Below are 18,266 nucleotides of genomic sequence, written 5' to 3'. Positions count from 1 at the left end.
TGCTCTTTTGAAGGCGCGACCTCGTGTCGCGCCTACCGGGTCGCTGCTGGTCAGCGCTACCAGCGCATCCTGACCCCCAGGCTGCCAATCAACCCATTCAAATCGTTGTCATCCACATCGGAGCTGTAATCGGCGCTGACGAACAGCGCCACATTCGGCGTGACCCGCGCCACCAGGCCCAGGCCGAGGTCCACCGAGGTCGAGCGGCGCGAGCTGGAGATCTTGTCCACCTGGTCGAGCTTTACGCTGTCGGCGTTACTGAAGTCGTACCAGACGTTGGTGCGCACGTAGGGCTCGATGGGCATGCCCTTGACCTCGTAGCGCGCCGACAGCTTGGCGCCGACCCGGCCGCTCCAGCTGGGCTGGCTGTCGAATGCCTGCAAGGTCGCTTCCTGCATCTGGCTGCTGGGGAAGAACTGCTGGTTGATCAACTGCGCCTGGGGCTCGATCACCCAGCCGCCGCCCAGGCCGATGGGGAAACCGCCCTCCACCGAGAAGGTCATCGCATGGCCGCTGTCGTCGACCCGCTGGCCGGCCTGGGAGCGGCCGTTGACGTCGATACGCGTGCCCATGGCCACGGCGTCGAGGTGCCAGCCCTGTTCATGGGACATGCTCCAGTACACGCCCAGGCTCTCGCCACTGAGGTTGACCGCGTTGCGCTGTTTGTCGCCGAGCAGCGGGCGCATGCCGTTGAAGCTGCTTTGCAGGTTGTTGTGGCCAAAGAAGATCCCCGCCCGGTGTACATTGCCGGCGGAGGTTTCGCGCACGAACAGGTCCGGGCCGATCGTCAACTGCTGGCTGGGCGCCTCCAGCTGGGCTGGCGCCTGGGCGCCTGGGCGCGGCGCGCCAGGGAAGAACTGCGCCCATTGGCTGGCGATCAAGTCGGGGGCCAACGGCCCGTGGCGTTCGCCCATGCGCTGGGAAAACGCGCTGAGCATGCCCTGGTTGAGGCCGCCGACACTCAGCGGCTCGAGGGGCAGGCGCGGCACCTCGGGGGGTTGCAGGATAGCGGCGAAAGGCGCGTCCTCCTGCAGGTCGAAAGCCAAGGTTTCCACCGGGGTTGCCAGCAGCAGCGACGTGGAAACCGCACAGAAAATGGCTTCGAAGCGCAAGGGGTTCGAGGGGCATTTCATGGCGGATCTCCTGTTGTTGTGGGTTGTACAGCACGCAGAACAGCCGAGGCGCTGGCCTGATGTCACGAGCTGTACGACAAGAACAGGGGGCGACCCAAACCAGCGCGCCAGCCCCTGGGAGCACGCACTAAGGCGCGCGCTAGAGGCCCGGCACGAGTTTTTACGACTGGTGATTACTGTTCAGCTAAGGAGAGGTCGGCGCTTGCGTCAAGAAAGCGTGAAATGTTCGGTAAATCTGTGTTGGGATCTTCAACTATATGATTTTTATATATTTTTGATTTGATATAGCAGCAATGGCGATTGCCCTTGGCGCAGCTATGAAAAATCGTTGCTAGAGCCGCACTTCCACCGCCAGCGGCAGGTGATCGGACAGGTGTGTCCAGGGCTTGTGGCCGAGGATCCTCGGCGCATGGCTGTCGGCGTTGCGCAGGTAGATGCGGTCCAGGCGCAGCAGCGGCAGGCGCGCCGGGTAGGTACGGGCGAGCAGGCCATGATGGCGCTCGAAGGCTTCGTGCAGGTCGCGCTGCAGGCCCAGGGTGCGGTTGCCGCGCAGCTGCCAGTCGTTGAAGTCGCCGGCGATGATCACCGGGGCGTCGGCGGGCAGGGCGTCGAGCAGTCGACGCAGCAGTTGCAGTTGTTGCTGGCGGTGGCTTTCGAGCAGCGACAGGTGCACGCAGATGGCATGCACCTGGTGTTGCCCGGGCACATCCAGCACGCAGTGCAGCAGGCCACGGCGTTCGGGGCCGGTGATCGAGACGTCGAGGTTGCGGTGTTCGAGGATCGGGTACTTCGACAGCAGGGCGTTGCCGTGGTGGCCGTCGGGGTAGACCGCGTTGCGGCCGTAGGCGAAGTCGCTCCACATGCTGTCGGCGAGAAATTCGTATTGCGAGGTCTGCGGCCAGCCGGGGTAGCGGGCGGCGTGGCGGTCGTGGCTGCCGAGCACTTCCTGGAGGAACACGATGTCGGCCTGGGTGCTGCGCACCGCCTCGCGCAGTTCCGGCAGGATGAAACGCCGGTTGAACGTGGTGAAGCCCTTGTGGGTGTTGACCGTCAGCACCTTGACCCGGTGCACGGCGGGGGCTTGGTCGACACTGGCGAAACCTGGGCTGCTCACGTTGGCTCCTGTCGGTCGGTCATGGGCAATCTCTGCAGGAGCCAGCTTGCTGGCGAACCAGGCGCCGCGGAGGATGGCACCGGCTACGCCGGTGTTCGCCGGCAAGCCGGCTCCTACAGGTTTGCGGCGTACCCCGCGCCGTAGGAGCCAGCCTTGCTGGCGAACCAGGCGACGCGGAGGATGGCACCGGCTACGCCGGTGTTCGCCGGCAAGCCGGCTCCTACAGGTTTGCGGCGTACCCCGCCCGTAGGAGCCAGCCTTGCTGGCGAACCAGGCGACGCGGAGGCTGGCACCGGCTACGCCGGTGTTCGCCGGCAAGCCGGCTCCTACAGGTTTGCGGCGTACCCCGCCCGTAGCCAGCCTTGCTGGCGAACCAAGCGCCGCGGTGGATGGCACCGGCTTGGCCGGTGTTCGCCGGCAAGGTCGGCTCCCACGCAGTGTAGGACCGAAATGGCCAGTGCAGGTTCACTCCTCCTCACGCTGCAACGCCAGCAACAGCAATGACCGCCCCTTGACCTCGAACTGCGTGTCGAACGCCAGGTGTTGCGGCTTGCGCAGCTCTGGCCGGTCGGTATCCACCAGGCAGCTCCAGTAGTCGCCCTCCGGCACGGGCGGCAGTTTGAACGGCACCACGTCGTGGTAGGCGTTGACGACCAGCAGCAGGGTCGCCTCGGCGCCGGGCCGGGCAATGCCACTGACCTGGGCGCGGCCGTCCATGAGCATGCCCAGGCAGCGGCCGTGGGGGTCTTCCCATTGCTCGACGCTCATCTCGCTGCCGTCCGGGGCCAGCCAGGTGACGTCCTTCACGCCGATCGCCTCGTTGTAGTCGCCCACCAGGAACCGTGAGCGCCGCAGGATCGGGTAGGCCAGGCGCAGCCGGGTCAGGCGCTTGACGAAGGCCAGCAGCGCCGTGCCGTCCTCGTCCAGGTCCCAGTTCACCCAGCCAATTTCGCTGTCCTGGCAGTAGGCGTTGTTGTTGCCGTGCTGGGTGCGGCTGAACTCGTCGCCGGCGACGATCATCGGCGTGCCCTGGGCCAGCAGCAGGGTGGCGAAGTAGTTGCGCATCTGGCGCATGCGCAGGGCATTGATGGCCGGATCGTCGGTGGGGCCTTCGACGCCGCAGTTCCACGACAGGTTGTTGTCGGTGCCGTCCTGGTTGTTCTCGTCGTTGTCCTCGTTGTGCTTGTCGTTGTACGACACCAGGTCGCGCAGGGTGAAGCCGTCGTGGGCGGTGATGAAGTTGACCGAGGCGTAGGGGCGTCGGCCACGGTTGTTGAACAGGTCGCCCGAAGCGGTGATGCGCGCGGCGAAGTCGGCGAGCATGCCTTCGTCGCCTTTCCAGAAGCTGCGTACGGTGTCGCGGAAGCGGTCGTTCCACTCCGCCCAGCCGGGGGCGAAGTTGCCCACCTGGTAGCCGCCGGGGCCGCAGTCCCAAGGCTCGGCGATCAGCTTGACCTGGCTGAGCATCGGGTCCTGGCGGCAGGCGACGAGGAAGCCGTGGCGTTCGCTGTAGCCGTCGTGGTAACGGCCGAGGATGGTCGCCAGGTCGAAGCGAAAGCCATCCACGTGCATCTCGCCGGCCCAGTAGCGCAACGAGTCGGTGACCAGCTGCAGCACGCAGGGGTGGCTGAGGTCCAGGGTGTTACCGGTGCCCGAGTCGTTGATGTAGTAGCGCTTGTCCTCGGGCATCAGCCGATAGTACGAGGCGTTGTCGATACCGCGCATCGACAGCGTGGGGCCGCGCTCGTTGCCTTCGGCGGTGTGGTTGTAGACCACGTCGAGGATCACCTCCAGGCCGGCGTCGTGCAGGTGCGCGACCATTTCCTTGAATTCGGCGATCTTGCCGCTGGCCAGGTACTTGGGGTGCGGAGCGAAGAAGGCGATGCTGTTGTAGCCCCAGTAGTTGTTAAGGCCCTTGTCCAGCAGGTGCTGGTCGTTGACGAAAGCATGGATCGGCAGCAGTTCGATGCTCGATACGCCCAGGTCCTTGATGTGCTTGAGCAGCTCATCGTTGGCCAGCCCGGCGAAGGTGCCGCGCAGGCTTTCCGGCACGGCCGGGTGGCGCATGCTGATGCCGCGGGTGTGGGCCTCGTAGATGATGGTGCGTTCCCAGGGGATCGATACGCGCTGGTCGCGTCCCCAGGTGAAAGCCGGGTCGATGACCTTGCACTTGGGCACGAACGGCGCGCTGTCACGCTCATCGAACGACAGGTCGCCGTCGGGATGGCCTATGGTGTAGCCGAACAGGGCCTCGGACCACTTCAGTGCGCCGACCAGTTGTTTGGCGTAGGGGTCGATCAGCAGTTTGTTGGGGTTGAAGCGGTGGCCGTTCTCCGGTTCGTAGGGGCCGTGGACGCGATACCCATAGACCAGGCCAGGGTGCGCGTCGGGCAGGTAGCCATGGTAGATCTCGTCGGTGTATTCCGGCAGTTCGATACGCTCGAGTTCTTTTTCACCCGTGGCATCGAACAGGCACAGTTCAACCTTGGTGGCGTTGGCCGAGAACAGCGCGAAGTTGACCCCCAGGCCATCCCAGGTGGCGCCGAGTGGGAAGGGCAGGCCTTCGCGGATGCGCGACGGGGCGACGGAACGGGTTTTCTTCGGGGTGCGCGGGCTCATGGCGGTCCTCATGGTCCGGGGAGAGGGAAATCGCAGGGCAAGTCGCCTCGGCGCACCGAGGCGACTTGCCCTGCGATGAAGCGGGTACAGGCGCTACAAGACCATCAGCTTGCAGGCTTCTTCACTGCCCTGGGTTTCTTCACAGCCAGCGGTTTTTCCACGGCGGGGACGGTCTTGGGCTTGGCTGCCGCCTTCTTGCGCGGCGCCGCCTTGGGCGCCAGCGCCTCGGCTTCGGCCAGTTTGCGCGCCATGTCCCAGTGGCGTTCCTCCTGGCCGGCCGGCTTACCCTCCGACTCCCAGATCTGGTAGGCAAATTCGCGAACTCGCTTTTCATCGACACTCATCACGACGCTCCTGATGCGGTTAGGCATGATCGATCAACACATTGACTGGAAACTCCGCCAGCACGGCGCTCAACATCAGCTCCCTTGAAGGGCTGACCGCAGTGCCGCCGAAAAGTCCCGAACAGTTGGCAGCTGACAAGGCAAACGGCAGTACCAGCCGCGTATCGTCCCAGTTCTGTGCCGGGATCAACGGTGTTGCGGCGCTGCCCAGCAAGCTGCTGGCCAGGCGCGGCACGACGACAATGGCGCGCTCGCCGTCGCCCAGGCGGGCGAAGGCCAGCACCTTGTCGGCATGCTTGCCCTGCACCCCCAAGGGCAGGTAGTCGCCACGCCGGAACAGCTCGGCGCGGGCCAGGCGGCAGTCGAGCATCCGCGCCACCAGCGCCTGCTTGATGCGCCCGTCGCGCCAATGGGCGAGCAGCTCGGCCAGCGACGCACTGTCACCCAGGCTCGCGCGGCGGGCGGCATAGTCCACCGGGCGGCGGTTGTCCGGATCGACCAGTGAAAAGTCCCAGTATTCGTTGCCCTGGTACAGGTCGGGCACGCCGGGCGTGGTCATGCGCAGCAGGGATTGCGCCAAGGCATTGAGCGCGCCGGGGCAGGCCAGCTGGGCGGCGGCTTGCTGCAGGGCCTGGCGCAGCTGTTGGTGCTCGTCGTCCAGCAGCAGGCCGTCGACGTAGCGCGCGCAGGCCTGCTCGTAACGCGCGTTCGGCGCGGCCCAGCTACTGCGCAGCTTGGCTTCGCGCAGGGCCTTCTGCTGCCATTGGCGGATGCGCGCGGCATAGGCGGCCAGGGCCTGGCGGTCGTGCAGGCCGAGGTCCAGCGGCCAACTGCCGAGCAGTGTCTGCAACAACTGCAACTCGTCGCCAGGGCTGGGCGCCTCGCCGTCGTCCAGCGCCTCGCGCAGCGGCGCAGCCAGCTCGCGCCAGTGCTCGACACGGCTGGCCAGCCAGGGACCGCGTTCGCTGAGCAGCGCCAGCCTGGCCCGGCAATCCTCGCCGCGCTTGTGATCGTGGGTGGCGGTGGCCAGCAGGTTGTCGGGGAAATCACGCAGGCGGCGTTGCGCCTCGTTGTGGAACCACGCCGGGTCGGCACTGAAGCGCTCGGCCTCGAAGCCTACATCGTTGCGCGACAGCAGCCGGGCCGAGCGGTAGAACGCGGTATCTTCCACCGCCTTGGCGGCGCTGGGCGCGGTGAGCTGCTGGAAGCGCACGCAAGCATGGCGCAGGTGCTTGCGTGGGCGGCCCGGTGGCAGTTGGCGCCAGGGCTGGCCGCCGAGCCAGCGCTGCAACTGGTCGAGCAGCGGCCAGTCGGCCTCGGCCAGGGTTTGCCGGGCACCGGCCAGGGCTTGCTGGAAGAACGCCTCGTCCTCGGCGGGGCGGCCGCAGGCATTGATATAGGTGCGGTATACCGGATAGTGCTCGACCAGCGCCTGCAATGCCCGGCGGATCGCGCCGAGGGTCAGGTCGCGGGTCATCAGGTCGTCGCGGGCGACCTGCAACAGCGCCTGGGCCACCGACTCGCAATCGCCGGCCAGGCTGGCGTTGAGCACCAGGTGGCGGGCGCTGCGCTGCTCTTCGGCGAAGTCGGGGCGCTGGCTGATGCTGTGCCACAGCTCGCTCAGCGGCGCTTCGCCGGCCGGGTCGTGCTGCAGCAGCGACACCTGGTTCATGAACTCGTAGCCGGTGGTGCCGTCGGCGAGCCAGTCGCGGTGCAGGTGTTCGCCGCTACCGAGAATCTTCTCGACATAGATCGGGAAGTGCTCCAGGGCCGCGCCCAAGGGGCGCCGGGCCAGCAACCCATCGACCCGGCGGCGCAGGTTGCGGCAGTAGCGGCGCGGGTCGGCCAGGCCGTCGATATGGTCGATGCGCAGGCCGTCCACCAGGCCGCGCTCGATCAGCGAAAACAGCTTGGCGTGGGTGGCCTCGAACACTGCCGAGCGCTCCACCCGCAAGCCGCCCAGTTCGTTGATGTCGAAGAAGCGCCGCCAGTTGATGTCGTCGGCGGCGGTGCGCCAGCTGGCCAGGCGGTAGGTCTGGCGCTCCAACAGCAGGTGCAGGCGCTGGAAACCCGCAGCCTCTCGGCTGTCGAAGGCCGCCAGCGCGCCGTCCAGGCTCGCCCCGTCGGCCACCACGCGCGCCAGCTCACGATGCAGCGGCAAGGCCTCGGCCAGTGGGTCGGCCGCCTCGTGCAAGGCGCCGAAGTGGTGGGCCATCGCTTGCAAGCGCGCATCCTCGGCCTGGCCGAGGATGCGGCCGTAATCCAGTGGGCAGATGGGGAAGCGGTGCTCGTGGTGGGCCACTTCGAACACGCCCTCACGGGCGTCGAAGGTCAGCGGGATTTCACCGGCCTGCAAGGCCTGGCCGTAATCGCTGGCCAAAAACGGCAACAGCAGTTGCCCGGCCAGCAACGGGTCGCTGGAATGCCACTGGATATCGAAGAACTCGGCGTAGGGGCTGCGCCTGCCCCAGGCCAGCAGGCTCTGCCACCAGGGATTGTCGGCGCCGCCCACGGCCATGTGGTTGGACACGGTGTCGAGGATCAGCCCCATGCCGTGCTGGCGCAGGGCGCCGACCAGGCGCTGCAGCGCAGGCTCGCCACCAAGCTCCGGGTTGATCCGGGTCGGGTCGACCACGTCATAGCCATGGCGCGAGCCGGCACGGGCGGTGAGGATCGGCGAGGCATACACATGGCTGATGCCCAGCGCTGCGAAATAGGGCACCAGCGCCGCGGCGTCGTCGAGGCTGAATTCGCTGTGCAGTTGCAGGCGCACGGTGGCGGTCAACGGCTTCATCGGTCACGCTCCCATGCCTGTTCGCGGGCTTGGGCCAGCAGTTCCAGGCGGCGGGCGGCGTCCTGGTCGTCGAGCAGCGCGTCGGCCGGTGCCTGGAAGCGCCGACGCCAGTTGGGGTGGCCTGTGGTGGTGCCGGGCAGGTTGGCTTGCTCGTCGCAGCCGAGCAGGTCTTCCAGGGGGACCAGCACCAGCGGGGCGCGGGTGTGGCCGACATAGCGGATGGCGGCGTCGATCACGGCATCGTTGTCCTTTTGCGGTCCGTAGTTGGCTTCCAGGGTGCGGCGCAGGCCGTCGTGCTCCTTCTGCCGGTCATGGCGCCAGTGCAATTCGCTGGCGGGGTCGATCAGCTTCAGGCGATGGCTCCAGTCGATGTCGCGGTTGGCCAGCCAGCCGGCCAGCGGGGCGAGGTCGTGGGTACCGGTGGTGGCCAGGGCGTTGTCCGGCCAGTCGAGAATCGGCCTGAATTGCCCCAGTGGCTGCTGCTCGAACGGCAGCACGCGCATGCCCAGCAGCGCTTTGTCGGCCAGGCGTTCACGCAGGCCGGCAGGCACGGTGCCCAGGTCTTCGCCGAGGATGATCGCAGCGTGCCGCACCGACTCCAGGGCCAGCAGGCGCAGCAGGTCATCCACTGGGTAGTCCAGGTAGGCCCCTTCGCTGGGCGCGGCGCCACGCGGGATCAGCCACAGCCGGCGCAGGCCCATCACATGGTCGATGCGCAAGCCGCCGGCATGGGCCAGGTTGGCCCGCAGCATCTCGATGAAGGCGCGGTAGCCATTGCGCTTGAGCCCTTCGGGGGAAAAGGCGCAGATGCCCCAGTCCTGCCCGGCGCGGTTGAGGATATCTGGCGGCGCGCCGACGTTGAGGCCTGCCAGCAGCTCGTCCTGGCGGCTCCAGGCCTGGCTGCCGGCGCCATCGGCGCCCACTGCCAGGTCGGCGATCAGGCCCACCGCCATGCCGTTGCCGCGGGCCGCGTCCTGGGCCCGTTGCAGGCTGCGTTCGCTAAGCCATTGGCAGAAGGCGTGGAACTCGATGCGCGCGGGGTAGCTGTTGGCCAGGGCTTCAACCTCCGGGTGATAGGGGTCTTGCCAGGCCGCCGGCCAGTTACGCCAGTCGGCGCCCAGCCCCTGGCCGACCGCCTCGGCTTGCAGCACGGCGAAGCGGCAGTGGTGCTCGAGCTTTTCGCCGGCGGCATCGCGGAAGCTTTCGAAGTCCTCGCGCAGCGGGTGCTCACGCTGGCTGAAATCCTGGTACAACGTCTCGAGCAGGCGATGGCGGGCCTCGGCTGCGCGCGGCCAGTCGACCAGGGGCTGTTGCTCCAGTGCGTCGAGTATCGCCTCCAGGCCGCAGGACTGGGCGGCCATGCGCACCTCACGCTCGCCCAGCAAGGCCGCGGGGCTGGCATAGAGCTCGTTGAGCAGCAGGCGGCTGGACGGCGAATAGGGGCTGAAATGCTGCTGGTCGTAAGCCGACAAGGCATGCATCGGGCTGATGGCCAGGGCGTCGGCGCCACGCTCGGCAGCGCTGCGTGCCAGTTGCTCCAGCGCCAGGCAGTCGCCGTAGCCGCCGTCGCCGGGGCGGCGCAGGCTGTACAGCTGTACCGAAAGGCCCCAGCAGCGCGGCGGCCGTTGTTCGACGGCGTCCTGCAGGGGGTGGCAGCGCAACGGTGCCACCGCCAGGGTGAAGGTCCGGCCCTCGATGGCCAGTTGGTGGTAGCCGATCGGCAGTTCGCCGGGCAGGCAGGCCTGGGCATCCAGGGCCAGTTCGCGCTGGCTGCCGTCGTCCAGTTTGCAGCGCACCGGGCTGGCGGCGTTGAAGTAATGCCCAAGGGCCAGGGGCTGGCCGTGATCGACGGTCAGCAGCGGTGGCAGGTGCGCAGGGTCATCGGCCTGCTCGACGGCCCGCAGGCTGGCGTCGACGGCCGCGTCGTCGGCAGCCGGGTGACCGAGGCCTGCGAGCACTTGGCGCAGCACCGCGTCACTGACCTGCTGCGGGCGGTCGTTGGCGTCGACCCAATCGCGGGCCAGGCCGACCCTGGCGGCCAGGCGGTGCAGGGGGGACTCTTTCATGGCGTCTCCTGGGCGGGGGGCAGCAGGCTGACCACGCAACTGTGGGCGGCGAGGGTCGAGTCGGGGTGGGCATTGTCGCTGCTGTCGTACAACCGCTGCGCCTGGGCCGGCAGGGCCACCGGCTGGGGCGTGGCGTCGAGGTTGAGGTCAATGCGCAGCTCTTGGCCATCGCCCAGGCGCCAGCGCGCGGTCAGCGCTCTGGCGCCGAGCACTTCGCTGGCCAAGGCGCGGGTACCTGGCAGGTGCGGGATGACATAGCGCCTGCGCAGCGCGAGCAACTGCTGGTACAACCCGTGCCAGCCGGCCAGCACCTCCTGTTGCCGGGGCTTGGAGGTCTGGAAAGTGCTCTCGGCGTTGGGGTCGGGGATCTGCTCGCGCTTGTGCGGGTCGGCGAAGGCAGCGAAATGGGCGAACTCGCCACGCCGCCCCTCGCGCACGGCATCGGCCAATTCATCATGGAAGTCGGTGAAGAACAGGAACGGCTGACGGCTGCCTTGGTCCTCGCCCATGAATAACAGGGGGATCATTGGCGCCATTAGCAGTAGCGTGGTCGCAGCCTTCAGCGCCGGTGGTGGACAGAGCCGAGCCAGGCGCTCGCCCAGGGCGCGGTTGCCGACCTGGTCGTGGTTCTGCAAGAACAACACGAACGAGGTCGGCGGCAGGTGGGCGCTGGGTTCACCGCGGGGCGTGCCGTGGCGGTTGGGTTGGCCCTGGAACACGAAACCCTCGGCCAGGCAGCGGGCCAACTGGTCGATCGGCTGCTCTTTGTAATCTGCGTAGTAGCCCTCGGTTTCACCGGTCAGCAGCACATGCAAGGCGTTGTGGCCGTCGTCGTTCCATTGCGCGTCGAAACCTTGCTCGAGCAGCGCGGCCTGGTTGTGCTCGTTTTCCAGGACCAGCCAGATGTGTCGGCCCGGCTCGACCGCGGCACGCACCCGCTGGGCCAGCTCGACGAGAAAGTCCGGCTGGTCGATGGCATGCACCGCGTCCAGGCGCAGGCCGTCGCAGCGGTAGTCGCACAGCCACATCAGCGCGTTCTGGATGAAGTACTCGCGCACCTGGGGCTGGCGAAAATCGATGGCGGCGCCCCAGGGGGTCTGCCGGTCCTGGCGAAAGAACCGGCTGGCGTACTGATGCAGGTAGTTGCCGTCGGGGCCGAAGTGGTTGTAGACCACGTCCACCAGCACCATCAGGCCCTGGCCGTGGGCCTGGTCGACCAACGTGCACAGCCCTTGCGGGCTGCCGTAGCTGTGCTGGGGCGCGAACGGCAGCACGCCGTCGTAGCCCCAGTTGCGCTCGCCGGGGAACTGCCCCAGGGGCATCAGCTCGATGGCGCTGACGCCCAGCTCGGCCAGGTGCGGCAGCACCTTTACCACACCGTCATAGCCGCCCAGCAGGCCGACATGGACCTCCTGGATGACCGCTTCGTGCCAGGGCCGGCCGTGCCAGGGGTGTTGCCAGGCAAAACCGCCGACATCCACCACCGCGCTGCGGCCCTGGACGCCCTCGGGCTGGTAGCGCGACGCCGGGTCGGGCACCGCCAAGTGCTCATCTATGCGAAAGTGATAGCGATCGCCCGCCTGGCACGGGGCGACAGCGCTGTACCAGCCATCCTCGTCGGCCAGCAGTTCGACCGCGGGCCGCTGTTCGATTTCCACGCTCACGTGGCGCGCATCCGGTGCCCAGAGGGCGAAGCGCGCCGACGTGGCGTCCAGCAATTGTGCGCCATGCCTGTGCATCGTCAGCGCTCCGCTCAGTAGTGGGCAGTCTGTGCCTGCTGGACCAGGTTCTCGTACAGCCGGGCGTAGGGTTCCACCGCCTGGCACCAGTTGAACGGCTGGGTCATGGACAGGCAACGCATGGCGTTGAGCAGGTCTTGCTTGCCATACACGTAGAATGCTCGGCGCAAGGCTTCCAGGTAGCTGTCCACGGTAGAGTCGTCGAACAGGAAACCGGTCACGCCATCCTCTATGGTATCGGCCAAACCGCCCGTGTTGCGGGCCACCGGCAACGAGCCGAAGCGTTGCGCGTACATTTGGCTGAGGCCGCAGGGTTCGTAACGCGAAGGCATCAACAAGAAGTCGGAGCCTGCGAACATGCGCCTTGCGTCGGTCTCGTTGAAGCCGATGCGCACACCGATGCGACCGGGGTAACGCGAGGCCAGTTCGCGCATGGCCTGTTCTTCCTCGGGCTCGCCACGGCCGATGATGGCGATCTGGCCGCCCTGCTCGACGATGAAGTCGGCCACGCCCAGGGTCAGGTCCAGCCCTTTCTGGTAAACCAGGCGAGAAACCACGGCGAACAGCGGCCCGGCCGTGCGCTCCAGGCCGAACAGCTCACGCACCTGTTCGGCGTTGCGCGCCTTGCCGTCCCAGTCGTTGAGACTGAAGTTGTGGTGCAGGTGCTTGTCGGTGGCTGAGTCCCAGCTCGCGTCGATGCCGTTGGGTATGCCGCCGAGCAGGCCTTGCTCGGCCTTGCTGGCAAGGAAACCGTGCAGGCCGCAGCCGAATTCAGGGGTAGTGATCTCCCGGGCGTAGGTGGCGCTGACCGTGGTGATGTGACTGGCATAGGCCAGGCCTGCCTTGAGGAACGACAGCTTGCCGTAGAACTCCATGCCCTCTTGCTGCATGGCGTGGTCCGGGATCGCCAGCTCAGGGCTGCAGCCTCGGTTGTAGACACCTTGATAGGCCAGGTTGTGGATGGTGAACAGGGTGGGCGTGCTCAGCCCGCGCCAGTGCATGTAGGCTGGGGCCAGGCCGGCTGGCCAGTCGTGGGCATGAACCAGGTCCGGGCGCCAGTGGGCCATGCCTTCGCCGGCGGCGATTTCCGCTGCGGCCAGGCCCAGGCGAGCGAAGCGGATATGGTTATCGGGCCAGTCGCGGCCGTTATTGGCACCGTAGGGTGTGCCGTCGCGCTCGTACAGTTCAGGGCACAGCAAGACGTAGATCACCAGGCCGTCGGCCAGGTCCATGCGCCCGATCTTGCATGCTGGCAGCGCGGCATGGCCGCCCAGCTCGCCGACGATATGGATCGGGTTGTCGCTTTCGACTACCTGGCGATAGCCGGGAATCAGCACCCGTACGTCGTGCAGGTGGGCCATTGCCCGCGGCAGGGCCGACGACACGTCGCCCAGACCACCGGTCTTGATCAGGTCGGCGATCTCGGAGGTGACGAACAGGATCTTGCGTTTGTTCGGATTATGCTGGCGCCGGGCGCCGGGTGCCTTGACTGTCGGGGCGAGTGGCGGTGACAGCGGCTCGCGGTTGTCCGGGTGGAATGACTCTGCGTGAGGTTCGACAGCGGCACTGATCATACTTCTTCCGTCCCTATGGAGTGTTGTGTCTGGTGTGGGTTCTCTCTGGTCTTTGCTGCATCTTCGTAGTGCTGTCCTTGCCCCAAACTTGTGCGCGCAGGCACGACACGATCGGCATTCCGGCCGAGCGGCTATGGACTGGTTGGGGTGGTGGGCCGAGCGTAAGGCAGTCCTTTTGCAATGGCCTACTTAGTTCCTGACCCGCCCGTGTTTTGGAAAGTTCGACTTTTTTTCGTCACGTTCGACGAGCAAAAGATGAGCAAAACCCGGGCCGAAACAGCAGTGTAGGAGACGGGACGGAATAAAAGTGACCCGCTGGTCATTTAGCTCTCGTCGCATTACCCGCGCAAACGTTGGCGAGTTGTTGCAAAATATGCGGCGCACACTGCAGCGCGGCTGCAGAAGGGGCAGCGGCGGTGGCGCAGAGGGGAGGCGATGGTGGGAGCCGAGCAGCTCCCACGCACACAGTGGACGGATCAGAGCCCGGTGGCGTTGGCTTGCAGGCGCGCCTGCTCGAGCAGCAGGTGCAAGTGGGCGAGCTGCTCGCGCAGCTGGTCACGCTCGTCCTTCAACTGGCGCAGCTCGTCGCGGCGCACGGTGACATAGAGGGTCTGGGTGGGAGTGGCAGGCATCAAAGTACCCATGAGCACACCTCGCATTTCTGGCTGGTGACATGAAGAAGCGTAGTCGCCTCACGCGGCGCGCATTCTGAATTCTTTGCGCGCCCTTGGGAACTTTTTTGTTTATCGTTGTCGCCCCGTTCGTCGCTGAACCCTGCGCAAGAACGCTGGACTAATCTGAAATCTTCAACTGTTGTAAAGCAAAACCTACGGGAGCGTCGTCACATGCAACTGGGAATCATCGGGCTTGGCCGCATGGGCGGCAATATCGCAAGGCGCCTGATGCGCGCAGGTCACAGCACTGTGGTCCACGATCGCAACCGCGAAGCTATCACCACCCTGGAAGGTGAGGACGCCGTCGGCGCGCACGACCTCGGTGCGCTGGTACGGAAACTCAAGGCACCGCGCGCGGTATGGGTCATGCTGCCCGCTGGCGAGATCACCGAGCAGACCATCGCGCAATTGGCCGACCTGCTCGAGCCGGGCGATGCCATCATCGACGGTGGCAACACCTTCTACAAGGACGACATGCGCCGCGCCGCCGAGTTGGGCAAGCGTGGCCTGCACTACCTCGACGTCGGCACCTCCGGCGGCGTGTGGGGCCTGGACCGTGGCTACTGCATGATGATCGGTGGCGAGAAGGCCGTGTTCGAGCGCCTCGAGCCGCTGTTCAAGGCCTTGGCCCCGGGCGTTGGCGACATTCCGCGCACCCAGGGCCGCAGCGGCGAGCACGACCGTGCCGAGCACGGCTACATCCATGCCGGCCCACCCGGCGCCGGCCACTACGTGAAGATGATCCACAACGGCATCGAGTACGGCCTGATGCAGGCTTACGCCGAAGGCTTCGACCTGTTGCGCAGCAAGGGCGGCGACGAGTTGCCGGAAGATCAGCGCTTCGACCTGAATGTCGCCGAGATCGCCGAAGTGTGGCGCCGTGGCAGCGTGGTCACCTCCTGGCTGCTGGACCTGACCGCCGACGCCCTGGTCGCCGACCCGCAGCTTCGCGAGTTCAGTGGCTCGGTGTCCGACAGTGGTGAAGGTCGCTGGACCATCGATGCCGCCGTCGAGCAGGCGGTGCCGGTGCCGGTGCTGTCCAGCGCGCTGTTCGCCCGCTTCCGCTCGCGCCAGCAGCAGGGCACCTACGGTGACAAGATCCTCTCCGCCATGCGCCTGGGCTTTGGCGGTCACGTCGAGAAGAAGAAGGGCTAAATGAGCAAATCGACCATCGCCGCGGCGCCGCCATGCACCTTGTTCCTGTTCGGCGCCAACGGCGACCTGGTCAAGCGCCTGCTGATGCCGGCGCTGTACAACCTCAGCCGTGACGGCCTGCTCGACCGCAACCTGCGTATCGTCGGGGTCGATCACAACCCGGCCACGGCCGAGGACTTTGCCGCGCGCCTGCAGGCGTTCATGCAGGCGCGCGACAAGGGCGCGGAGGCTGGCGCCAAGTGCCTGGACGACAAGCTCTGGGCACGCCTGGCCAAGCGCCTGGACTACCAGACCGGCGATTTTCTCGACCCCGAGACCTACAAGGCCCTGGCCCGGCGTATCGATAAAACCAGCCATGGCAATGCCATCTTCTACCTGGCCACCTCGCCGCGTTTCTTCCCTGAGGTGGCCCAACGCCTGGGCGCAGCCGGCCTGCTCGACGAGTCGGCCGGTGGCTTTCGCCGGGTGGTGGTGGAAAAGCCCTTCGGCACCGACCTTGCCAGTGCCGAGGCGCTCAACGCCTGCCTGCTCAAGGTGATGAGCGAGCGGCAGATCTACCGCATCGACCATTACCTGGGCAAGGAAACCGTACAGAACATCCTGGTCAGTCGTTTTTCCAACGGCCTGTTCGAATCGTTCTGGAACAACCATTACATCGACCACGTGCAGATCACCGCCGCCGAGACCGTCGGCGTCGAGACGCGCGGGGCGTTCTACGACAGCACCGGGGCGCTGCGCGACATGGTGCCCAATCATCTGTTCCAGCTGCTGGCCATGGTCGCCATGGAGCCGCCGGCGGCCTTTGGCGCCGATGCCGTGCGTGGTGAAAAGGCCAAGGTGATCGGCGCTATCCGGCCCTGGTCGCAGAAGATGGCCCTGAAGCATTCCGTGCGTGGCCAGTACGGCGCTGGCAAGCAGGGCCGCAAGCCGTTGGCCGGTTACCGCGACGAGCCCAATGTCGCGACCGACAGCCGCACCGAAACCTATGTGGCGCTCAAGGTGATGATCGACAACTGGCGCTGGGCCGGGGTGCCGTTCTACCTGCGCACTGGCAAGCGCATGAGCGTGCGCGACACCGAGATCGCCATCTGCTTCAAGCCGGCGCCCTATGCGCAGTTTCGTGAAAGCGAGCTGGAACGGCCCAAGCCCAACTACCTGAAGATCCAGATCCAGCCCAACGAGGGCATGTGGTTCGACCTGCAGGCCAAGCGTCCGGGGCCTGAGCTGGTGATGGAGAATGTCGAGCTGGGCTTTGCCTACAAGGACTTCTTCAAGATGACCCCGGCGACGGGGTACGAGACGCTGATCTACGACTGCCTCACCGGCGACCAGACATTGTTCCAGCGCGCCGACAACATCGAGAACGGTTGGCGTGCGGTGCAGCCGTTCCTCGATGCCTGGGCCACTGGCGAAGGCGAGGTGCATGAGTACCCGGCAGGCGAGGATGGCCCCGAGGCCGGTGACGAGCTGCTGGCGCGGGACAAGCGGGAGTGGCATACGCTGGGCTGATGTCGATCGGTGCAGGCCAACGAGGGGCAACAGCCTACCGCCGTTGCAGCACGGCGGCAGGTTTTTCGCCGTGCCTTACAGCGTGAACGACAGCGCCGAGAACACCATCCCGCCGCTGCCTGCCCAGCCCATGCAGAACTGCCCTGGCTCGGCCTCGCCGCGGCTCATGGCATCGAAGATGCCATAGGGAATGGACGCGGTGATGATATTGCCGGTCTGGGGCCCGACGTGATGCAACTTGTGATCGATGCCGATCATCTGGCCAATGTGCTCCCACATTTTCGGCGAACCGGTATGGATGAACACTTTATGCACATCGTCCGCCGAGAGTTTTTGCATGTTGAATACTTTTATCGCTTCGTTGCGACCATCTTCATGCAGCGCGGCGGCATAGGAGTTGAATTGGTACTGGCCGCCGGTGGGGGCAATGCGTTCGATGTCTGCCTCGTTGCAGAACAGTTTCCAGTCCGGCAGGGAGATGGTCGACAAGTCACTGAGGTCAGGCCGGTTGATGTAGGAGAACTTGAAGTTGCCGGGGGCTTGGTTGCTGAGGATTGTGACCGTGACCGCTTCGCCAATGGTAAAGCTTGGGAACTTGTAGGCGAGTTCGGCGGGTGACTGCAGCGAGAAGTTCTTGGGCATGACCGGTCCACCCGCCGACATGCCGAATTCCATGTTGACGATGGCGGCGTAGCGGATTTCACCGGCTTGCATCTTGCTGTTGATGACGTCCATGGCGGTGACCCAGCCGTTGCAGGCGTCGACCACATCGAAGTTTCGGCAGTTCAGGCCCAGGGCCTTGGCGATGAAGGTGCTGTTGGCGGGTTCGATGAAACCGCGGGTGACGTTGGGGTAGACCAGCAGGTCGAGGTCGGCCTTGCTGATATTGGCCTGTGCCAGGGCGGCGGCGAATGCGGTTTCCATCAACTGCATGGGTTTTTCGTCGGCGGCCAGCCAATGGCGTGTGTCGCTGCCACTTTTATCCAGTAACTTGCCGATGGTTTTCAAGGTTTTCGGCAGGTCATCCTGGAAGGTGTGTTTGGAGTGTTCCTCGACCAGGTCGATCACGTCCTGGTTGCTGACGCGGCGTGATGGCAGTTTTCCGGAGAGTCCGATGATCTTCATGTGACATCCTTGTCTTTGGCTATTGATTAAATACGCTTCTTACGTGCGGGCAGTGGCTGGCTCATCCTTGCAAGTGGCCACTGGCCCAATACTTCTAGCAGAGCCAAGTGGCGAATCAAGGGCATGAGACTGTCTATTGATCTGGATCAAGAAGCGTGAATTCGCTTGCCCAGGTTTAGGTGCCCGTGGCTGTTTCGTTAAGTTGTCATTTGGATAGGGTTATTTTGGTTTGCGTATCAGAGGTGGTGAGTGCTCGAAGGGCTTCTAGCTCTTGCTCTTGCTCTGCTCTTGCTCTGCTTTTGATTTTGCTTCTAAGCGCGCGGTAGTTCAGGCAACACAAGTTGCGACTTCAGGAGGCCGAGTGGAGTTCTTGCGTAGTGGGGCGACGGCCATGGATGGCCGTCGAGCGCTGCGCCCCAG

The 18,266-nt window shown here is 65.7% G+C and carries 12 protein-coding genes; 2 read left to right on the top strand and 10 right to left on the bottom strand.

The features are described 5' to 3' along the window. Positions 1–56: 56 nt before the first annotated feature. The 9 genes from NJG22_RS09785 to NJG22_RS09745 all read right to left on the bottom strand — a co-directional run bounded on the left by NJG22_RS09785 (position 57) and on the right by NJG22_RS09745 (position 14,027). Positions 57–1,133, bottom strand: a complete 1,077-nt coding sequence (locus NJG22_RS09785) for an autotransporter outer membrane beta-barrel domain-containing protein (RefSeq protein WP_253094125.1) — start codon at positions 1,131–1,133, stop codon at positions 57–59. A 331-nt stretch (positions 1,134–1,464) separates the two neighbouring features. Then, the gene (locus NJG22_RS09780) at positions 1,465–2,247 is read right to left on the bottom strand and encodes an endonuclease/exonuclease/phosphatase family protein (protein ID WP_253094123.1); all 783 of its coding nucleotides are present in this window, start codon (positions 2,245–2,247) and stop codon (positions 1,465–1,467) included. A gap of 465 nt (positions 2,248–2,712) precedes the next feature. After that, a complete protein-coding gene (gene glgX, locus NJG22_RS09775; protein WP_253094122.1) occupies positions 2,713–4,866 on the bottom strand; it encodes a glycogen debranching protein GlgX in 2,154 nt (717 codons plus the stop codon). Positions 4,867–4,970: 104 nt separating this feature from the next. Beyond that, positions 4,971–5,213, bottom strand: a complete 243-nt coding sequence (locus NJG22_RS09770) for a DUF2934 domain-containing protein (protein WP_253094441.1) — start codon at positions 5,211–5,213, stop codon at positions 4,971–4,973. Positions 5,214–5,229: 16 nt separating this feature from the next. After that, a complete protein-coding gene (locus NJG22_RS09765; RefSeq protein WP_253094120.1) occupies positions 5,230–8,004 on the bottom strand; it encodes a malto-oligosyltrehalose synthase in 2,775 nt (924 codons plus the stop codon). Beyond that, on the bottom strand, positions 8,001–10,070 hold the full coding sequence (gene malQ / locus NJG22_RS09760) for a 4-alpha-glucanotransferase (RefSeq protein WP_253094118.1): 2,070 nt from the start codon (positions 10,068–10,070) through the stop codon (positions 8,001–8,003). Before malQ ends, NJG22_RS09765 begins: the two co-directional genes overlap by 4 nt. Next, on the bottom strand, positions 10,067–11,809 hold the full coding sequence (gene treZ, locus NJG22_RS09755) for a malto-oligosyltrehalose trehalohydrolase (protein ID WP_253094117.1): 1,743 nt from the start codon (positions 11,807–11,809) through the stop codon (positions 10,067–10,069). The genes malQ and treZ overlap by 4 nt, the downstream gene beginning before the upstream one ends. Positions 11,810–11,823: 14 nt before the next feature. Then, positions 11,824–13,383 carry a glycogen synthase GlgA gene (glgA, locus tag NJG22_RS09750; RefSeq protein ID WP_253094115.1) on the bottom strand — a complete coding sequence of 520 codons (1,560 nt, stop codon included), beginning with the start codon at positions 13,381–13,383 and terminating at the stop codon, positions 11,824–11,826. A 476-nt stretch (positions 13,384–13,859) separates the two neighbouring features. Continuing rightward, the gene (locus NJG22_RS09745; RefSeq protein WP_253094112.1) at positions 13,860–14,027 is read right to left on the bottom strand and encodes a DUF6026 family protein; all 168 of its coding nucleotides are present in this window, start codon (positions 14,025–14,027) and stop codon (positions 13,860–13,862) included. Positions 14,028–14,180: 153 nt separating this feature from the next. Between NJG22_RS09745 and gnd the strand changes: the two genes are divergently transcribed. Together gnd and zwf are read left to right on the top strand one after the other, a co-directional pair. Beyond that, positions 14,181–15,212: a phosphogluconate dehydrogenase (NAD(+)-dependent, decarboxylating) gene (gene gnd / locus NJG22_RS09740; protein ID WP_290444686.1), complete on the top strand. Its 1,032-nt coding sequence runs from the start codon at positions 14,181–14,183 to the stop codon at positions 15,210–15,212. Beyond that, on the top strand, positions 15,213–16,721 hold the full coding sequence (gene zwf, locus NJG22_RS09735; RefSeq protein WP_253094110.1) for a glucose-6-phosphate dehydrogenase: 1,509 nt from the start codon (positions 15,213–15,215) through the stop codon (positions 16,719–16,721). It begins immediately after the preceding gene. Positions 16,722–16,796: 75 nt separating this feature from the next. Here the strand turns inward: zwf and NJG22_RS09730 are convergent, their stop codons facing one another. Next, positions 16,797–17,846 carry a 3-oxoacyl-[acyl-carrier-protein] synthase III C-terminal domain-containing protein gene (locus NJG22_RS09730; protein WP_253094109.1) on the bottom strand — a complete coding sequence of 350 codons (1,050 nt, stop codon included), beginning with the start codon at positions 17,844–17,846 and terminating at the stop codon, positions 16,797–16,799. Between the last annotated feature and the right edge of the window lie 420 nt (positions 17,847–18,266).

This window comes from Pseudomonas sp. VA159-2 (assembly GCF_024126635.1).
GTDB lineage: Bacteria > Pseudomonadota > Gammaproteobacteria > Pseudomonadales > Pseudomonadaceae > Aquipseudomonas > Aquipseudomonas muyukensis.
Note: the sequence above shows the minus strand (reverse complement) of the source record. Positions and strands in the feature narration are given on the sequence as shown.